Origin of the sequence: Bordetella genomosp. 11 (assembly GCF_002261215.1) — a bacterium.
Classification (GTDB): Bacteria; Pseudomonadota; Gammaproteobacteria; order Burkholderiales; family Burkholderiaceae_B; genus Bordetella_C.
In genome coordinates this window covers 3,252,377-3,270,463 of sequence record NZ_NEVS01000004.1, presented here as the reverse complement: position 1 = coordinate 3,270,463, position 18,087 = coordinate 3,252,377, and the positions used below count along the sequence as shown (strand labels likewise).

The window sequence follows — 18,087 nt, the reverse complement described above, 5'->3', positions numbered from 1 at the left end:
TTACCTACTCCCGGGATAGTCATTGCCATGCGCGCCCCCGCGTGGATATAGAATGGCGGGCACATGCCAGCAGGCTTCGGAGCGTCCATGTCGTACCAGCATATCCAGCCTCCCGAAGGGGGCCAGAAAATCACCGTCAATGCGGATTTCACGCTGAAGGTGCCGGATCAGCCCATCGTCCCGTACATACAGGGCGATGGCGTGGGTGTGGACATTACGCCGGTCATGATGGCGGTGGTGGACGCGGCGGTCGCGAAGGCCTACGGCGAACGTCGCCGTATCCACTGGATGGAGGTCTACGCGGGCGAGAAGGCGACGCAGCTGTATGGGCCGGACGCATGGCTGCCGGAGGAAACCCTGCAGGCGGTGCGCGATTACGTCGTCTCCATCAAGGGGCCGCTGGCGGCGGCCCGTACCGACGGCAGCGTGAAGTCCCTCAATGTCGCGCTGCGGCAGGAGCTGGACCTGTACGTCTGCCTGCGGCCCGTGCGCTATTTCCGCGGTGTGCCCGCGCCCTTGCGCGAGCCCGAGAAGACGGACATGGTCATCTTCCGCGAGAACTCCGAAGATATCTACGCGGGCATCGAGTTTCCCGCGGGTTCGCCGCAGGCCCGCGAACTGGTGGACTTCCTGCAGAACCACGTGCATTGCCGCCACCTGCGCTTCCCGGACAGCTCCGCCATCGGCATCAAGCCGGTTTCGCGCGAGGGAACGCGCCGCCTGGTGCGCAAGGCCGCACAGTACGCGATCGACCATGACCGGGCGACGCTGACGCTGGTGCACAAGGGCAACATCATGACGTATACCGAAGGCGGTTTCCGCGATTGGGGATACGAGCTGTTGCGTGACGAGTTCGCGGCCGAACAGATCGATGGCGGTCCCTGGTGCCGCTTCAAGAACCCCAGGACGGGACGCGAGATCGTCGCCAAGGACATCATGGCCGACGCATTCCTCCAGCAGTCCATGCTGCGTCCGGGGGAATTCGACGTCATCGCCACGCTGAACCTGAACGGCGACTACATTTCGGCCGCCGTGGCCGCGCAGGTGGGCGGCATCGGGATCACGCCGGGCGCCAATATGTCGGATTCCGTCGCCATGTTCGAAGCCACGCACGGGACGGCGCCCAAGTACGCGGGCAAGGACTATGTCAATCCCGGTTCGGAAATCCTGGCTGCCGCCATGATGCTGCGCCACCTGGGCTGGGTGGAGGCCGCGGAGCTGATCATCGCCAGCATGGAAAAAGCCATTCTGGCCAAGAAGGTTACTTACGACTTCGCTCGTCTGATGCAGGGGGCCGAGCAGGTATCCTGTTCCGGTTTTGGCCGGGTGATGATCGAGAATATGTAGTCGAGTCGGGCGGGGTGTCCGCCGCGCGGTGGGCTTCGGCATCCGCCCGGGTGCCTTGCGGGCGGCCATCCGTGCCGCCGTCCTGTCCATTCGAGTCGCCGGCCGCCCCCGCGCCGTCCGATCCCGCGCCCGGAACCGGGCCATGCGCGGCGCGGTCCTGGGCCTGGCCTTGCTCGCCATCGGTCGCATCCGCTTCTTTCTTGTCCCTGCGTGCCAGGTCGCGCAGGTACGACAACGCCTCTTCCTTGAGTTCGGGCGACAAGTCGTTATAGGCGAGCAGCAGCTCGGCCATGTCGTCGTCCCGGGTGTAGAACCAGGGGGTCGGCATGCGCAGCGCCTGTGCCAGGCGCTCGATCAGGAAGAATCCAGGGGTGTGCTTGCCGCGCTCGTATTGGTTCATTCGCGAGCTGGCAGACATCTCATCCAGCCCCGCAAGCGTCCCCAGCCTTTCTTGGGAAAGGCCCGCGCGGAGCCGCGCCTCTTTGAGCCTGCTTGTAAGCATGGGTCGGAGTCCTGTCTGATGCGGCGATGGTCTTCGATTTTTACTGCCAGCTCCCTAAGAGTTTCATAGTGCCACGCCTGCCAGATATTTGTAATAATGTATCTGGGTGATACACAACGTCTCTATACACAGACATTTTGTGCCGTACGAGGACCCCGCAATGGGGGTGCTACCCACGTCCAGGCTGAAAAACGATCGTGAACGCGATTTCCCTTCCCAAGCGCGAGCTGCAAGCCACGCTGATCCAGCTCGAGGCCGACCTGCGCAGGCTGACGGCCACCGTGCAGGATCTGTCGGCTTGCCTCACGCACGCCCGCGACCCGGACCAAACCCCGCGCGATTTGCCCTCCGTGCATAACGGCGCATCCCGTCCCGTCGCCGATCATGCGGCGCCGTCCTGGCGACTGCGGGAAGGCGGCTGGACCCTGCTTTCGCCGCAGGGGCAACGGCTGGGGCTGACGACGCTGGAGCGGCTCTTCATGCTGGCCTTGTTCAATGCCCCGAACCACAGCCTGGCGCGCAACGAGTTGGGCGAGCTGGCGGCCGCGCGCGGAGAGCCCGGCGATAGGTCCGCGACTTCGCCGCGCGGCGTCGATGTCATGGTCAGCCGCCTGCGCCGCAAGGCGCAAGCCATGGGCATGCCGCTGCCGCTGCGTTCCGTGCGCCGCTGGGGTTATATGTTCACGGAAGAAGCGGCGTTGGAATAGCATTCCGGGTCGTTACGGCTTCGCCGGAATCGCCACATGCCGCCTGCGGGCGATGGACGTCCATGGCCGGCAGGCGGCCTATTGCACGCCGCAGGCGGGCGCCCAGTTCGCGGCTGGCGGGCATCAGCGGCATGCGCAGTTCATCGTTGATCAGGCCCTGCAGGGCCTGGGCTTTTTTCACGGGTGCCGGGTTGGGCTCGGCGAACAGCAGGCGGATCACCGGCAACAGGGCGCCGAACAGCGACCGCGCGGCCTCGACCTGCCCGTCGCGCGCCAACTGCATCATGGCGACGAAAAGGTCCGGGCGCACGTGCGCCGCCGCGGGGATGGCGCCACTGCCGCCGGCGCTGAAATGTGCCAGCAGCGCCCTGTCTTCTCCGCACAGGGCGGCGATGCTGCCCCGCTGCCGGAGTGCCTGCAGTACGTGGGGATCGCACTCTTTGACCGCGACGATGGTGGGGCAGCCGGCCAGTGTTTCCATGGTTTCCACGGTCAGCGATACGCCGGTGCGCTTGGGGATGTCGTAAAGCACCAGCGGCCGGTCCGTCGCCCAGGCGATCTGTCGATAATGCCAGATGATCCCGGCCTGCGAGGGGCACAGATAGTAGGGCGGAGGTACCAGGTAGCCGGCGGGACCGGTCGCGTCCAGGCGCCGGATGGCGGCAGCCACGCCGCCGGTGTCCACGCCACCCACGCCTAACATGATGGGCAGGGCGTGCGCATCGTCGCGGATAGCCTGGATCATTTCGATCTTCTCCGTCAACGTGAGCAGATTGCCCTCGCCCGTCGAGCCGAACAGGACCAGGCCGGAGACGCCGGCGTCGCGGTAATGGCGCGCCAGGCGCCGCGCGGCGGGCAGGTCCACGCGCCCTTGGCGCAGGGGCGTCACCATGGGAAGCCAAAGGCCGTCGAAGCGCGCGTCGCCAGGGCGCCGTGGGGCATCGGCCAACCGGCCGTCGACCGCGTTCAATGGACGGCGGCCAGGCCGGCCGGCAGGAGTGGCCCGAGTTCCGCGCCAGGGAGTTCGACCATGATCAGATGGAGCATGGCATCGACGGCGTGGCGCGGCGCGAGCAGCGCCAGGGTGGCCGTGCCGCGATGCTGGCTGACCGTCATGATGCGCAGCCCGGGAATACCGCGCAGCAACCGTTCAATGCAGGTGCGCGCCGGCGCATCGGCGCAATCGCGTACGCGCAGCGTCAGGCTGATGGGCGCGTCGGCCAGGGAGCGTGGCCGGCCGGTATTGCCGGCATGGCGCGCGCTGGCGCCGTGGGGTAAGGGGACCGGTTGTTCGGACATGATGTGGTCGGTGGTTGATAACGTCTTCACTATAGGGATGCCCGCATAAAACCCGTCAAAAAAACCGGCCCCGCCATATAAAGTTCGTGTCAACGAGACCGGTGCGTCGGCGCGTGCGTCAAAACGTCTTGGCGAGAGAAACCAGCACGGTGCCCCGCCCCATGAAACGTCCCTGCGAGTTTGTATAAACGTCGCGATCCGCATTGGTATCGATATAGGCAAGCGATACGGCCAGGCCCTGTCCCATGTCCTTGGTCAGGCCGAGCTTCCAGTCGTAGTAGGAAGCGTTGTCGACGTTGCGCACGTACTGATAGCCGACGTGCGTGTTCAGTGTCAGGCCCCACGTGCCCAGGTCGTAGTTGCCGCTCAGGTCGAAGTATTGGCTGCCTTTGCTTTTGGCGAAGCCGAACAGATTGGAGACGGCGTAGGAGTACTTGAACGTCGTGGTCTTGTAGCCGATGCTGCCGTAGAACTCGGTGGTATCGGGGTTGGTAAAGCCGCTGGGGTAGTCGCCGGGGTAGTAATACTTCAGCGCGCCGAGATCGAAGGGCACGTCGCGCGCGGCATTGCCGCGATAGCCGCCATAGAAATCCATCTCCACGGGCGCGGAGACGGCGGGATTGCTGTCCGACAGCCAGCTGATATTGGAATTCCAGTTGCCGAGGTAGAAACCGCTCTGGTGGGTGAAATCGAAGCCGCCCTGGATGGCGGGCTTGTTATCGGTTTGCATCAGGCCGCGATAGCGGTATTGGGATGCCAGCGCGATGTTGGCCGTCACGGTATAGGGCGGCGCGGCCGACGCGTCGGCCGGCGCGATGTCCGCCCGCGCGGCGGTCGTTATCGTTGCGCCGCCGCACAGCGCGGCGCCGGCCAGCAGCACGATGCAAGCGTGGCGCGCCGTGCCATGGGATGCCTGCCGGCCGCGAGCGATGACGCCGCTGGCGGACTGCCGGAAGAACGGTAGGGGACGAGCGTGGCGCATGCGGTTTCTCCTGTGTTGCGCGTGTTGCGGAAGAAGCGCAACGATAGGGAGAAACGCATAAACGGCAGATCAAAAGACGCTCCGCGCGCGTAAGCGGAATATAAAGACCGCCGGGCATCAACCCGCGAAGCGGTATCCCACCCCGACTTCGGTCAGCAGAAAGACCGGTTGCGCCGGATCCGCTTCCAGCTTCTGCCGCAGGTGTCCCATATAGATGCGCAGGTAGTGATTGCTTTCCACATGCGAGGGGCCCCATACCTCGCGCAACAGTTCGCGGTGGGTCATGACCTTGCCGCGATGGGCGATCAGCGCGGCAAGCAGGCGGTATTCCATGCCGGTCAGGTGGACGTGCTGGCCGCCGCGCTGGACGATACGCCGCGAGAAGTCCACGTGGACGTCGCCGAAGGCGATCTCCGCCTGGTTTCCGGCGCCGCCGCGCGCGTGCCGGCGCAGCAGGACGCGCAGGCGCGCCAGCAGCTCGCCCACGCCGAAGGGTTTGACGAGGTAATCGTCCGCGCCCGCATCCAGCGCGCCGATCTTGTCGGTTTCGGCGGTGCGCGCGGACAGCACCAGCACCGGCACTTCGGTCCAGGTGCGCAGTTCTCGCATCAGCGTCATGCCGTCGCCATCGGGCAGTCCCAGGTCCAGGATGACCAGGTCCGGTTGCCGCGTCCCGGCTTCGATCAGCCCGCGTTGCACGGTCTCGGCTTCGAAGACCGTGCATCCCTCGTCCTGCAGTGCGGTGCGCACGAAGCGGCGGATGTTGGAATCGTCTTCGATCAGCAGGATGGTGGGATGAAAGTCGAACATGCAAGTCCTGTTATCCGGTATGGACGTCCGGCGCCCGGCTGCCCGCGGCGTGGCCGGTGCATGCGTGCAGGGTGCCGGCGCTGCCGGTGTCTTCCGGGGCAGCGGCGGCGGCGCGCGCCGCGACAGGCGCGTCGGCACGATCGGGCGCGCTTTCCTCGGCGATCGCGGGCGCCTGGGCCAACGGCAGCAGTATGACGAAGCGCGCGCCGCCATAAGGGGGATCGCCGGCTTCCACCCAGATGCGGCCCTGGTGCGCCTGCATGATGGCGTGGCAGACGGCAAGGCCCAGCCCGGCGCCAGGGGTGGCGGATTCGCGTTCGCCGCGCACGAATTTCTCGAAGATGGCCGCTTCCTGGCCGGCGGGAACGCCCGGGCCGTCGTCGGCGACGCGGACGCGGATTTCGCTTTCCCGCGCGATTGCGTCGATATGCACGTGGCTGCCGGCGGGCGTGTACTTGCTGGCGTTTTCGAGCAGATTGCACAATACGCGCTGTATCAGTACGCCGTCGCATTCGACCAGGGGAAGGTCCGACAGCGGCGCCACCGTGACCTTGTGCTGGCGCAGCGGTTCGCGCATTTCGGCGATGGCGGCGCCGACCAGTTCTTCCACGGACTGCCATTCCTTGCGCAGCGCCACCTCGCGGTTCTGCAGCCGCGCCATGTCCAGCAGATTGACCACCATGGCGTGCATGCGGCGCGCCTGCTCCCGCATGGCCAATGCGATCTCGCGCTGCGCGGGTGCCAGCGCGGCCGGGTCCCGCATCAGCGTGTCGGTCATGCCGACCAGGCTGGTCAGCGGGGTGCGCAGGTCGTGCGAGATGGCCGATAGCAGCGAGCTGCGCAATTTTTCCGAGGCCATGTTGACCAGTGCCTGCTGCGCGACTTCCACGTAGTGCACCCGCTCGATGGCGATGGCGATAAGGGTGGCGTAGGCATCCAGATGGGGGCGGTCCTCCGACGTCATGAATGCCGCCCCGCCGGGGGGTTCGAGCACCAGCACGCCCCGGGTGCGCATGGGGGCCTTCAGCGGCAGGTAGAGCAGGGCGCTGCTGGACAAGGTGTTGGTGCCGCAGCCGGCCGGCTGCCCGTGGTCGGATACCCATTGCGCCAGGGCCATTTCGACTTGCAGCGGCGTTTCGCCGTTGGCCAGGCCCAGCCGGTCGTCGCCGCCGGGAAGAAGCAGCGCGCACGGTGTGCCGAAAGCGGCGTTGATGTAGGAGGATGCCGCCGAAACGATCTGTTCGGCCAGCAGCGCCGAAGAGAGCTCGCGCGCGAATTCGTACAGGCCACGCGCCACGCTTTCGCGCCGTGCCGAAGACAGCGCCAGCAGGCGCAGCCCCGCCGTCAGCTGGCCGATCAGCAGGCCCACGGACAGCAGCACGAAGAAGGTCACCAGGTACTGGACGTCGGACACCGCGAACGAGCGCGTCGGCTGCACGAAAAAGAAATCGAACGCGGCCACGCTGACGACCGAGGCCAGCGCGGCCGGGCCGCGGCCGTGGCGCAGTGCCACCGCCATGACGGCCAATAGGTAGAACATGGCGATATTGGTCTGGTGCAGGGCGGGAAAGGCCGCCAGCGATATCGCCGTGGCGATGGCACAGTACGCCAGCGACCAGGCATAGCCGCGCAGGCGCGCGCCAGGCGCCGCGGCTGCCGGCGCGAGCTGCGGTGTCCCGGGCTGCGGCGCGCCCAGGCGCATCGCCGTGGCCCGCGGCGCGGCGGGCTGCGAGGGCGCGGCCAGGCGGATGACGTCCAGTTCCGGGCAGCCGGCGGCCAGCAGGTCGGCGAAGCTGCGGCGCCGCCACAGGCCCGCCGGCGACAGCAGGACGGCGAGCCATTCGCCCCAGCGCGTGCCCAGGCCGCGGCCACGCGCGGCGCGCGTGCGGCCGATGACGGCTTTGGTGATGTTGTGCCGGCGAACGTAGGCAACCAGTGCCTGGACCATATCGGCGCCGCCCAGCGTTTCCACGCGCGCGTCCAGGTCGCGCGCGACCGTCAGCGCGCCCTGCAGGGCCAGCCGCTGCGACGCCGATGGGGCGATCAGGCCGGGTGCCTCCACGGTGACGACATGGAGTTCGCCATCCAGCTGCTGCGCCAGGCGATGCGCGGCGCGTACCACGTATTCCGCCTCGGCATCGGGCGCCAGGCAGGCCACGACGGCTTCGCGCGTGCGCCACACGGTTTCGACGGCGCGGTCGCGCCGGTACGCCTGGACGTCATCGTCCACCCGCTCGGCCATGCGCCGCAGCGCCAGTTCGCGCAGCGCGATCAGGTTGCCCTTGCGGAAGAAGTTGCGGGCCGCATGGCGCGCCTGTTCGGGCATGTAGACTTTGCCGTCGCGCAGGCGCCGCAGCAGTTCGTCGGGAGGCAGGTCCACCAGTACCACTTCGTCCGCCGCGTCGAACAGGCGGTCCGGCACGGTTTCCCAGACGGGAATGCCGGTGATGGTGCCCACGGCCTGGTTCAGGCTTTCCAGGTGTTGCGCGTTAAGGGTGCTCCAGACATCGATGCCGGCGGCCAGCAGTTCCTCGACGTCCTGCCAGCGCTTGGCATGGCGCGCGCCCGGCGCATTGGAATGCGCCAGCTCGTCGACCAGCACCAGCGCCGGCCGCCGCGCCAGCGCCCCATCCAGGTCGAATTCGCGCAACACGTGGCCGCGGTAGGCGTAGTCCACGCGCGGCAGTTGCGGAATACCGTCCAGCAAGGCGGCGGTTTCGCGCCGGCCGTGGGTTTCCACGATACCGGCCAGCACGTCGTGACCCAGCGCATGGCGGGCCGCCGCGGCCGCCAGCATGGCGTAGGTCTTGCCCACGCCGGCCGAGGCGCCGAAGTACAGGCGCAGCCGGCCGCGTGCGGCGCGCTGCGCCGCCCCGTCGATGTCCCGCAGCAATGCGTCGGGATCGGGGCGTTCCGGATTCGGGCTGGACATGATGTCGTCGTGGTGGGACAGCGCCACTATACGCCGGTGGCGATCCCCGTCCCGTATGGGCTGCCGCCTAGCGGCTGGCCTTGATCCCGTCCAGGTCCAGGTTCAGCGCCAGGACATTGACCACCGGTTCGCCCAGCAGTCCGAAGAAGGGTCGCCGCGTATGCGCCTCGACCCGCCTGGCGACCTCCAGCGTGCTCAGGTTCCGCGCCCTGGCGACGCGCTCGATCTGGTAGTCCGCCGCGGCGATACCGATGTCCGGATCCAGCCCGCTGCCCGAGGCGCTGACCAGGTCCACCGGGATCGGTTTGGTGTTGCCCGGATCGGCCGCGCGCAAGGCCTCGATGCGCGCCTTGGCGGCATCGGCCAGCGCCGGATTGCGCGGACCGAGGTTGGAACCGCCGGATGCCGATGCGTTGTACGGCATGGGGGCGGTGGCGGACAGGCGTCCCCAGAAGTATTTGGGCGAGGAGAACTGCTGGCCGATGAGGGACGAGCCCAGCACGCGCCCGTCCTGCTCGATCAGCGAGCCATTGGCTTCGCGCGGGAACAGCAACTGCGACACGCCGGTGGTGGCGTAGGGATAGGCCAGTCCCGTGACGATGGCGAGGATGGCGAAGACCACCAGCGCGGGCCGCAGCAGGCCGGCTTGTGGAACGGGTTTTTCTTGCATATTCATGATCGATTTCCTTGTGTATGCCGCGGGGGGTCAAACCCAGCCCAGCGCGGCCAGCACCATGTCGACCAGCTTGATGCCGACGAAGGGCACCAGCAGGCCGCCCAGGCCGTAGATGAACAGGTTGCGCCGCAGGAGGACGGCGGCGCCCAGGGCGCGGTACCTGACGCCCTTCAGGGCCAGCGGGATCAGCACCACGATGATCAGCGCGTTGAAGATGACCGCGGACAGGATCGCGGACGCCGGCGTGGCCAGGTGCATGACATTCAGCACGCCAAGCTGCGGATAGACCGTGGCGAAGGCCGCGGGGATGATGGCGAAGTACTTGGCCACATCGTTGGCCACGCTGAATGTGGTCAGGGCGCCCCGCGTCATCAGCATCTGTTTGCCGATTTCCACGATTTCGATCAGCTTGGTGGGATTGGAGTCCAGGTCCACCATGTTGCCCGCCTCCTTGGCCGCTTGCGTCCCGGAATTCATGGCCACGGCGACGTCGGCCTGGGCCAGCGCGGGCGCGTCGTTGGTGCCGTCGCCCGTCATCGCGACCAGCCGGCCCTCGCCCTGGTAGGCGCGGATCAGTTTCAGTTTCGCTTCGGGGGTGGCTTCGGCCAGGTAGTCGTCGACGCCGGCTTCCGCCGCGATGGAGGCCGCCGTCAGCTTGTTGTCGCCGGTGATCATGACGGTCTTGATGCCCATGCGGCGCAGTTCGGCGAAGCGTTCCTTGATGGCCGGCTTGACGATGTCCTTCAGTTCGACCACGCCCATGACGCGGTCGCCGTCGGCGACGGCCAGCGGCGTGCTGCCGCGCCGCGCGACATCGTCGGCGGCGCGGATCACGGCGGGGTCCATGGCCACGCCCCGCTCGGCCAGCCACTGACGGATGGCGTCGACCGCGCCTTTGCGGATCTGCCGCGCGCCCTCGTTGACGCCGCTCATGCGGGTATGCGCGCTGAAGGGCACGAACTCCAGGCCGGCCGCGGGGCGCGCCGGCGCATGCAGGGCCCTGTCCGCCAGCAGCACGATGCTGCGTCCTTCCGGCGTTTCGTCCGCCAGCGATGCCAGGCGCGCGGCATCGGCCAGTTCCCGCGGCGCGACGCCGGGGGCGGGCAGCAGCGCGGCGGCCTGGCGATTGCCGAAGGTGATGGTGCCGGTCTTGTCCAGCAGCAGTACATCGACATCGCCGGCCGCTTCCACCGCGCGGCCCGACATGGCCAGCACATTGGCCTGCATCATGCGGCTCATGCCGGCCACGCCGATGGCCGACAGCAGCCCGCCGATGGTGGTCGGAATCAGGCAGACCAGCAGGGCCACCAGCGCCGTTACGGTCACCACCTGGCCTGCCTTGGCAACCTCGACCGAGAACAGCGAGAACGGCAGCAGGGTCACGGTGACCAGCAGGAACACCACCGTCAGGCCGACCAGAAGGATGGTCAGCGCCAGCTCGTTGGGCGTCTTCTGGCGCTTGGCGCCTTCCACCATGGAGATCATGCGGTCGAGGAAGCTTTCGCCCGGGTTGGCCGCGATGCGTACGAACAGCCAGTCCGACAGCACGCGCGTCCCGCCCGTGACCGACGAGAAGTCACCCCCGGATTCGCGGATCACCGGCGCCGACTCCCCGGTGATGGCGCTTTCGTCGACCGAGGCCACGCCGGCGATGATGAGACCGTCGCCGGGAATGATTTCCCCGGCTTCCACCAGCACCACATCGCCCTTGCGCAGATCGCCGGAGTTGCGCGATACGCCGCGGTCGCGATAGGCGCCGGGCATGGCGCCGGCCGCATCCGCGTCGCGGAAATCGCGCAGGACGCGCGCCGTGATCGTCGTGCGCAGGCCGCGCAGCGCGGCGGCCTGCTGCTTGCCCCGGCCTTCGGCCAGCGCCTCGGCGAAGTTGGCGAACAGGACGGTGAACCACAGCCACACCGCCACGCCAAAGATAAATCCCGCGGGCGCTTCGGCCTGTCCGCGCAGCGCCATGATCCACAGGAAAGTGGTCAGGATGCTGCCGATGTAGACGACGAACATGACGGGGTTCTTCAATTGGGCGGACGGCGCGAGCTTGCGCAGGCTGTCCATCAGCGCCGGCCCTACCAGGGCAGGGGAGAAGAACTGGAAATTGCGCTGCGGCGCAACCGCCGCTTCGTGCGACGGGGAATGCGGCGCGACGGCCGCCAGGGCGTCGCCATTGGAATGCTTGGCCATGTTGAGTTTCCAGCCTGATCAGGGTTGCAGATGTTCCGCCACGGGGCCCAGAGCCAGCGCGGGGACATAGGTCAGCGCGCCGACCAGCAGGACGGAACCGATAAGAAGGATGACGAACAGCCCGCCGGTGGTCGGCATGGTGCCGGGGCCCACCGGTATGCGATGCTTTTTCGCCAGCGAACCGGCCATCGCCAGGATGGGAACGATCACCGCGAAGCGGCCGAACCACATCGCGATGCCGAGCATGCCGTTGTAGTACGGCGTGTTGGCGGACAGGCCGGCGAAGGCGCTGCCGTTGTTGTTCGCCGCCGATGTGAACGCGTACAGGATTTCCGAAAAGCCATGCGTGCCGGGGTTGAACACGCCCGCCTTGCCGGCCGCCATCGAGACAGCGAGCGCGGTGCCTGCCAGCACCAGCAGCGGCGCGGCCAGGATGACGATGGAAGTCATCTTCATCTCATAGGCCTCGATCTTCTTGCCCAGGTATTCCGGGGTCCGGCCTATCATCAGGCCGGCGATGAAGACCCCCAGGATGGCAAAGGCCAGCATGCTGTACAGACCCGCGCCGACGCCGCCGAAGACCACTTCGCTCAACTGCATCAGCAGCATGGGCGAGAACCCGCCCATCGCCGTGAAGGAGTCGTGCATGCCGTTCACCGCGCCGCACGATGCCGACGTGGTGGCCGTGGCGAACAGGGCGGTGGGACCGATGCCGAAGCGCGCTTCCTTGCCTTCCATATTGCCGCCCGGCGACGACGCGGTCGTGCTGCTGTCCACGCCCGCCTGCGCCAGCATGGGGTTGGGCTGGAACTCGTAATGGCCGGTGGTCAGCGCAAAGGCGATGAACAGCACCACCATGGACGCCAGGACCGCGATGCCTTGCCGCCGGTCGCCGACCATCCTGCCGAAGGTAAAGCACAGTGCGGCCGGAATGAGCAGCATCGCCAGCATTTGCAGGAAATTCGATAGCGGCGTGGGATTCTCGTAGGGATGCGCGGAGTTCGCATTGAAGAAGCCGCCGCCATTGGTGCCCAGCATCTTGATGGCTTCCTGCGAGGCCACGGGACCCATGGCGATGGTCTGGGTGCTGGCGGTGGCCGCTTGCGTTTCCGGCTGGCCTTTCGCGTCGAGCACCGGCTGGCCGCCGGCGTCCACAACGGGCGCCGAGTAGGCCACGGGCTCCAGCAGCCGGGCTTCCTGGTAGGGGCTGAACGTCTGGATGACGCCCTGGCCGACCAATACGATGGCCAGGATGAACGACATCGGCAGCAGCACGTAAAGCGTGCCGCGCACCATATCGACCCAGAAGTTGCCCACGGTATGCGCGCTATTGCGCGCGAAACCGCGTATCAACGCGAGCACCACGGCAATACCGGTGGCCGCGGACAGAAAGTTCTGCACCGTCAGCGCCAGCATCTGCGTCAGGTAGCTCATCGTGCCCTCGCCGGCATAGCCCTGCCAGTTCGTGTTGGTTACGAAACTGATGGCGGTGTTAAGCGAGGAATCCGGCGACACGGCGCCCATATTGGCGGGGTTCAGGGGCAGCCAGCCTTGCGCACGCTGCAGCGCATAGGCGGCGATAAAGCCCACCACGCTGAATACCAGCACCGCGACGGCATAGCGTTTCCATCCCATTTCGGCAGCGGGATCGATGCCAGCGGCCTTGTAGATAAGCCGCTCGAACGGCCGCCCCCAGGCGGACCATCGCGAGCTCCGGTTTTCCATGACGTCATGGATATAGCGCCCCACCCAGGGCGCCAGTAAAAGCAGCACTGCCAGGAAAAAAGCCAGCAGGCCCAGATAGCGGGCGTTCATCAGAATTTCTCCGGCTTGAACAGGGCGATAAGCAGATAGACGAATAGGAACAGCGCCAGCGCGCCGCTGATCAGGTAGAGCCAGCTCATGGCTTGTCTCCCTTTTGCAGGGCGTCGCAGAACTCGACCAGCGCCAGTGTCAGCGCGGCGATGACGGCAAACGAGGCGAGGAAAATGGTGTCCATGTTTTCTCCGGGATAAGGGCCCGTATGGGTATGGCCCGCGCGCCTGCGGGGCAGGGCGCGAGCGGACACCGGCAGGTTAGGGAGGACGCCGTAAAAACGGGATAAAGGTTCAGCCGCCGCGTGTAAACGAGATATAAAAACGGGTCAACGCACCATTGTGGTGCTAGCCTCAGATGGGTTTATGCGCCGTCCTAGGGCATACCCCTAGTGTTTCAATCCCGTAGATGGTGCAGAATCCCGTTCCATGCAGGTGAGGAGACAAATGCCCCTAGAGGGCAAGACCGGCGGCACCGGTACATAACCAAAAGCTGTATCTAGAAGAGCAAACGCACAACGGCTGGCACCAGGCAGTGCCAGCCGTTGTCGCATTCTGGGCCGGCAAACGCGCTTATCCACGCGGGCGGCGGCATCCGTGAAGGCCCTGCCATGGCGCATAAGCCTACTCCGCAAAGCTTCGACGCCGGCCGCGATATCGCCGCGGCGTCCGATCGCGCCCCATTGTGGGGACGCAACGTCAGGCTCATCCTTGTATTGCTGGTGCTTTGGGCCGCGCTGACCTTCCTTCCCGTCTATTTCGCCCGCGACCTGCTGTTTTCTTTCCTGGGCTGGCCTTTCGCGTATTGGATGGCCGCCTACGGCGCGCCCCTGGCCTACCTGCTGATCATCGTCGCCTATGCACGGATCATGAATGGCCCGGAAGACTGAGCCGCGGCGCGGCTGCCGGGGGCATTGATGCCGTTTTCCGGAAAATCCGCCAGCGAACTGAACCTGCGGCTGCGCCGCGTGTACGTGCTGTACGCGGCGGGTTTCGGCCTGCTCATCCTGGTGCTCGCGCTGCTGGAAGTCCTGGGCATGCCGCGCAACTGGATCGGCTATATCTTCCTTCTGGTGACGTTCAGCCTGTATGCCGGCATCGGCATCGTCTGCCGCACCTCGGATCCCGCCGAATACTATGTCGCCGGCCGGCGCGTGCCCGCGTTCTACAACGGCATGGCGACGGCCGCGGACTGGATGTCGGTGGCGTCTTTCATCGGCGTCGCGGGAACCCTGTACGCCAGCGGCTACGCGGGCCTGGCCTACGTGATGGGCTGGACGGGCGGCTACGTCCTGGTCGCGCTGCTGCTGGCGCCGTATCTGCGCAAGTTCGGCCAGTACACCCTGCCGGATTTCCTGGGCGCGCGATATGGCGGCAATCTTCCGCGCCTGGCCGGCGTGGCCTGCGCCGTACTGTGCTCCTTCACCTATCTGGTCGCGCAGATCTACGGCGTCGGGATCATTACGACCCGCATGACGGGGATTTCCTTCGAACTGGGTATTTTCCTGGCACTGGGCGGGATGCTGGTGTGCTCCTTCCTCGGCGGCATGCGGGCGGTAACCTGGACCCAGGTGGGCCAGTTCATCATCCTGATCATCGCCTACGTGGTGCCGGTGATCTGGCTGTCGATCAAGTTCACCGGCATGGCGGTTCCGCAGATCTCCGCCGGCGTCGCGCTGGAGCAGGTGGCGCGCCAGGAAAGCCGCCTGCTGGACGACGACGCCGAACGCGCGGTACGGCGCGAATGGCAGGCGCGGGCGGATCGGCTGGACGGATTGCTGCGTACCCTGCCGGGATCCTGGGTCGCCGAGAAAGCCCGCCTGCGCGACCGCCTGGCCCAGTTGAACGCCGCGGATGCCCCCATGCTGGAGATCCGCTCCGTGGAGCGCGAGCTCGACGCCTATCCGTCGACGGTGGAAGAGGCGCGCACGCGCTGGTATCGGGACCGGCAGGAATTCCGCGCCCGGGCCCAGCCGCCGGTGCCGGCGGCCACGCCATATCCCGCGGTTGCCGGCAACGGCAGCCCCTATGGCACGGCGGCGCCGGCCGATTCCCCTTCAGCGGCCGCCCCGGTCCCCATCGATGCGGGCCGGGAGGCGCAGGGCCAGGGATCCCAGCGGGCGAATTTCCTGGCGCTGGTGTTGTGCCTGATGCTGGGTACCGCCGGCCTGCCGCATATTCTGATGCGCTCGTACACCACCCCGTCGGTGGGCGCCGCGCGGCGCTCGGTGTGCTGGACCCTGTTGTTCATCCTGCTGCTTTACCTGTTGGCGCCCACGCTGGCGATACTGGTCAAATACGTGATCTATACGCATCTGGTCGGCGCGCGCTACAGCGCGCTGCCGGACTGGGTCGCGGCATGGAGCGCGATCAGTCCTTCGCTGGTCGATGTCGTCGACGTGAACGGCGACGGGATCGTGCAGCTGGGCGAAATCCATATGGGAGCGGACGTGGTGGTGCTGGCCCTACCGGAGATCGGCGGCCTGCCCTATGTCGTGTCCGGCCTGGTGGCGGCGGGCGGACTGGCGGCGGCCCTGTCCACGGCCGACGGCCTGCTGCTGACGCTGTCCAATGCCTTGTCGCACGACATGCTCTATCGCGTGGTGTCGCCGCGGATGCCGGCGGCGCGGCGCGTCATGGTGTCCAAGACGCTACTGCTGGTGGTGGCTTTCGCGGCGGCCTGGGTGGCGGCCCGGCGGCCGGCGGACATCCTGATCATGGTGTCCGCCGCGTTCTCGGTGGCGGCTTCGTCGTTCTTCCCGGCACTGGTCATGGGGATATTCTGGAAGCGCGCCAACAAATGGGGAGCGACGGCGGGCATGGCGGTGGGCCTGGCAGTGACCTTCGGCTACATGGCGCATAGCCATCCCTGGCTGCGCGAATTGGTGTTCGGTATACCGCCCACCCAGCCCCTGGCCCTGTGGTGGGGGATACAGCCCGTGGCGGCGGGAATATTCGGCGCGCCCGCCGCGTTCCTGACTATCCTGATCGTATCGTTGCTGACGCCGAGGCCGGATCCGGCCACCGAGGCGCTCGTCGACTACATACGCGATCCCAGGCCGGCCGCGGCGCTCGATGCGCCGGGCGCTTCGGGGCCATCGGCCCGGTGACGCATCGTCCGCCGCGCCGTCTGGGCGCGGGGGGGGGCGCTAGCGGCGCGCTTCTTCCTGCTGCCGCAGCAACACCAGCAGCGCGCCCGATCCGCCTTCGCGCTCGGGCGCTTCCGAAAACGCGATGACGTCGGGTTTCTGCACCAGCCAGGATCGCGCCTTATCCTTCAGCACGGGGTTGAGTCCTTCGGATCCATAGCCCTTGCCGTGTACGACCCGGACGCACCGTATGCCGTATTCCAGGCATTCGTCGATGAACGAGAGCACGGCGTGGCGCGCCTGCTCGACGCGCAGGCCATGCAGGTCCAGTTCGGCGCCGGCCTGCCATTCGCCGCGCCGCAGCCTGCGGGCGGTATCCGGCGCGGCATCCGCCCGCACGTAGGCGGTGCCGTTCTCGGACAGCAACTGCGCGACGCCACCGTCGGAGATGCCTGCGTCCGCGCGCCGGGCGGTTTCCCCCAGCGCGGCGGCCCGCCGCTGGGTCGGAATATCGTCGGGATCCCGCCGCTGGGTGTGGACGACGCGTTCGTCCGCGCGCAGGGGCGTGACAGCCCCCATGGCGCGCTGGAATGCCCGCAGGTCGTCCTCTGGATTGGAGGGTGGCGCGGGGCGCGCCGGGCCGGCGGCCGCCTTGCGGGCTTGCGCTTCGCGCGCGGCGGTCTCGGTGGCTTCCTGGTCGCGGCGTCGTGCCTGCGCCTGCTGGTGCAGGCGCTTCAGATCGCCGAAACCGGCCTTACTGCCCCGCATTCTCCAGCCACCGCTGCGCGTCCAGGGCCGCCATGCAGCCGGTGGCCGCGCTGGTGATCGCCTGGCGATATACGTGATCCTGGACGTCCCCGGCGGCGAAAACGCCAGGCACGGACGTCATCGTCGCCATGCCGGACAACCCGCTCTTGGTGATGATGTAACCGTCCTTCATGTCCAGCTTGCCCTGGAAGATGTCCGTGTTCGGATGATGGCCGATGGCGATGAAGGCGCCGGTGGCGGCCAGGTCCGAGGTCTGGCCGGTCTTCGTGTCGCGGATGCGCACGCCGGTCACGCCGCTGTCGTCGCCCAGCACCTCTTCCAGCTCGGAGAAGAGCTTCAGCTTCATGTTGCCGTTGTGGACCTTTTCCATCATGCGGTCGACCAGGATCGGTTCGGCGCGGAATTTGTCGCGGCGGTGGATCAGGGTGACGGTACGGCAGATATTCGACAGGTAGAGCGCTTCTTCGACGGCGGTATTGCCCCCGCCCACCACCACCACGTCCTGGTTCTTGTAGAAGAACCCGTCGCAGGTGGCGCAGCCGGATACGCCGCGGCCCATGAAGGCCTGCTCGGTGGGCAGCCCCAGATACTTGGCCGACGCGCCCGTGGCGATGATCAGCGCGTCGCAGGTGTAGACGTTGCCCGTGTCGCCGGTCAATGTAAACGGCCGTTGCGTCAAATCCACGTTCGCGATGTGGTCGAACACGATTTCGGTGTTAAAACGTTCGGCGTGCTGCTGGAAACGCTGCATCAGTTCCGGACCTTGCACGCCTTGCGCGTCGGCGGGCCAATTGTCGACTTCGGTCGTCGTCATCAGTTGCCCCCCCTGCGCCAGCCCGGTGACCAGCACCGGCTTCAGGTTGGCGCGCGCGGCATAGACCGCGGCGGTGTAGCCGGCCGGACCGGAGCCGAGGATCAGCAGTTGGGCATGTTTGGGAGTAGTCATCGGGCACGCTAGGCAAAGT

At 66.9% G+C, this 18,087-nt stretch carries 16 protein-coding genes; 4 read left to right on the top strand and 12 right to left on the bottom strand.

All coding sequences use genetic code 11. The features are described from left to right. The first annotated feature begins 87 nt into the window (after positions 1 to 87). The gene (icd, locus tag CAL28_RS22330) at positions 88 to 1,347 is read left to right on the top strand and encodes an NADP-dependent isocitrate dehydrogenase (RefSeq protein WP_094843374.1); all 1,260 of its coding nucleotides are present in this window, start codon (positions 88 to 90) and stop codon (positions 1,345 to 1,347) included. Here the strand turns inward: icd and CAL28_RS22325 are convergent. Then, positions 1,262 to 1,849, bottom strand: a complete 588-nt coding sequence (locus CAL28_RS22325) for a helix-turn-helix domain-containing protein (RefSeq protein WP_094843373.1) — start codon at positions 1,847 to 1,849, stop codon at positions 1,262 to 1,264. The two genes, icd and CAL28_RS22325, sit on opposite strands and share 86 nt — an antisense overlap. 197 nt (positions 1,850 to 2,046) lie before the next feature. Between CAL28_RS22325 and CAL28_RS22320 the strand changes: the two genes are divergently transcribed. Next, positions 2,047 to 2,556 (top strand): helix-turn-helix domain-containing protein, encoded by a 510-nt coding sequence (locus tag CAL28_RS22320; RefSeq protein ID WP_094843372.1) that lies wholly within the window; start codon positions 2,047 to 2,049, stop codon positions 2,554 to 2,556. On the opposite strand, the gene dapA is transcribed toward CAL28_RS22320, so the two are convergent. The 9 genes from dapA to kdpF form a co-directional block, all read right to left on the bottom strand. Next, positions 2,531 to 3,505: a 4-hydroxy-tetrahydrodipicolinate synthase gene (dapA, locus tag CAL28_RS22315; protein ID WP_254926316.1), complete on the bottom strand. Its 975-nt coding sequence runs from the start codon at positions 3,503 to 3,505 to the stop codon at positions 2,531 to 2,533. The two genes, CAL28_RS22320 and dapA, sit on opposite strands and share 26 nt — an antisense overlap. Before the next feature lie 17 nt (positions 3,506 to 3,522). After that, positions 3,523 to 3,855, bottom strand: a complete 333-nt coding sequence (locus CAL28_RS22310) for a hypothetical protein (RefSeq protein WP_094843370.1) — start codon at positions 3,853 to 3,855, stop codon at positions 3,523 to 3,525. A 118-nt stretch (positions 3,856 to 3,973) separates the two neighbouring features. Continuing rightward, positions 3,974 to 4,837 (bottom strand): TorF family putative porin, encoded by an 864-nt coding sequence (locus CAL28_RS22305; protein WP_094843369.1) that lies wholly within the window; start codon positions 4,835 to 4,837, stop codon positions 3,974 to 3,976. Between the two features lie 117 nt (positions 4,838 to 4,954). Further along, complete coding sequence (gene kdpE, locus CAL28_RS22300) at positions 4,955 to 5,647, bottom strand: two-component system response regulator KdpE (protein WP_094843368.1); 693 nt, start codon at positions 5,645 to 5,647, stop codon at positions 4,955 to 4,957. 10 nt (positions 5,648 to 5,657) lie between these two features. Beyond that, positions 5,658 to 8,579 carry a sensor histidine kinase gene (locus CAL28_RS22295; protein WP_094844790.1) on the bottom strand — a complete coding sequence of 974 codons (2,922 nt, stop codon included), beginning with the start codon at positions 8,577 to 8,579 and terminating at the stop codon, positions 5,658 to 5,660. Between the two features lie 67 nt (positions 8,580 to 8,646). After that, positions 8,647 to 9,249, bottom strand: a complete 603-nt coding sequence (kdpC, locus tag CAL28_RS22290) for a potassium-transporting ATPase subunit KdpC (protein ID WP_176464163.1) — start codon at positions 9,247 to 9,249, stop codon at positions 8,647 to 8,649. Positions 9,250 to 9,285: 36 nt separating this feature from the next. Further along, a complete protein-coding gene (gene kdpB, locus CAL28_RS22285; RefSeq protein WP_094843366.1) occupies positions 9,286 to 11,451 on the bottom strand; it encodes a potassium-transporting ATPase subunit KdpB in 2,166 nt (721 codons plus the stop codon). An 18-nt stretch (positions 11,452 to 11,469) separates the two neighbouring features. Then, entirely contained in the window at positions 11,470 to 13,266 is a 1,797-nt protein-coding gene (kdpA, locus tag CAL28_RS22280; protein ID WP_094843365.1) for a potassium-transporting ATPase subunit KdpA, read from the bottom strand. Continuing rightward, complete coding sequence (gene kdpF, locus CAL28_RS22275) at positions 13,266 to 13,355, bottom strand: K(+)-transporting ATPase subunit F (protein ID WP_066353881.1); 90 nt, start codon at positions 13,353 to 13,355, stop codon at positions 13,266 to 13,268. The genes kdpA and kdpF overlap by 1 nt, the downstream gene beginning before the upstream one ends. Before the next feature lie 521 nt (positions 13,356 to 13,876). Here kdpF and CAL28_RS22270 point away from each other — a divergent pair. Both CAL28_RS22270 and CAL28_RS22265 read left to right on the top strand, forming a co-directional pair. Next, a complete protein-coding gene (locus tag CAL28_RS22270) occupies positions 13,877 to 14,155 on the top strand; it encodes a DUF4212 domain-containing protein (protein ID WP_094843364.1) in 279 nt (92 codons plus the stop codon). A gap of 27 nt (positions 14,156 to 14,182) precedes the next feature. Continuing rightward, positions 14,183 to 16,375, top strand: a complete 2,193-nt coding sequence (locus tag CAL28_RS22265; RefSeq protein ID WP_094843363.1) for a sodium:solute symporter family protein — start codon at positions 14,183 to 14,185, stop codon at positions 16,373 to 16,375. A gap of 39 nt (positions 16,376 to 16,414) precedes the next feature. Here the strand turns inward: CAL28_RS22265 and CAL28_RS22260 are convergent, their stop codons facing one another. Then, complete coding sequence (locus CAL28_RS22260; protein WP_094843362.1) at positions 16,415 to 17,122, bottom strand: Smr/MutS family protein; 708 nt, start codon at positions 17,120 to 17,122, stop codon at positions 16,415 to 16,417. Then, positions 17,109 to 18,068, bottom strand: a complete 960-nt coding sequence (trxB, locus tag CAL28_RS22255; protein ID WP_094843361.1) for a thioredoxin-disulfide reductase — start codon at positions 18,066 to 18,068, stop codon at positions 17,109 to 17,111. The genes CAL28_RS22260 and trxB overlap by 14 nt, the downstream gene beginning before the upstream one ends. Positions 18,069 to 18,087 lie beyond the last annotated feature (19 nt).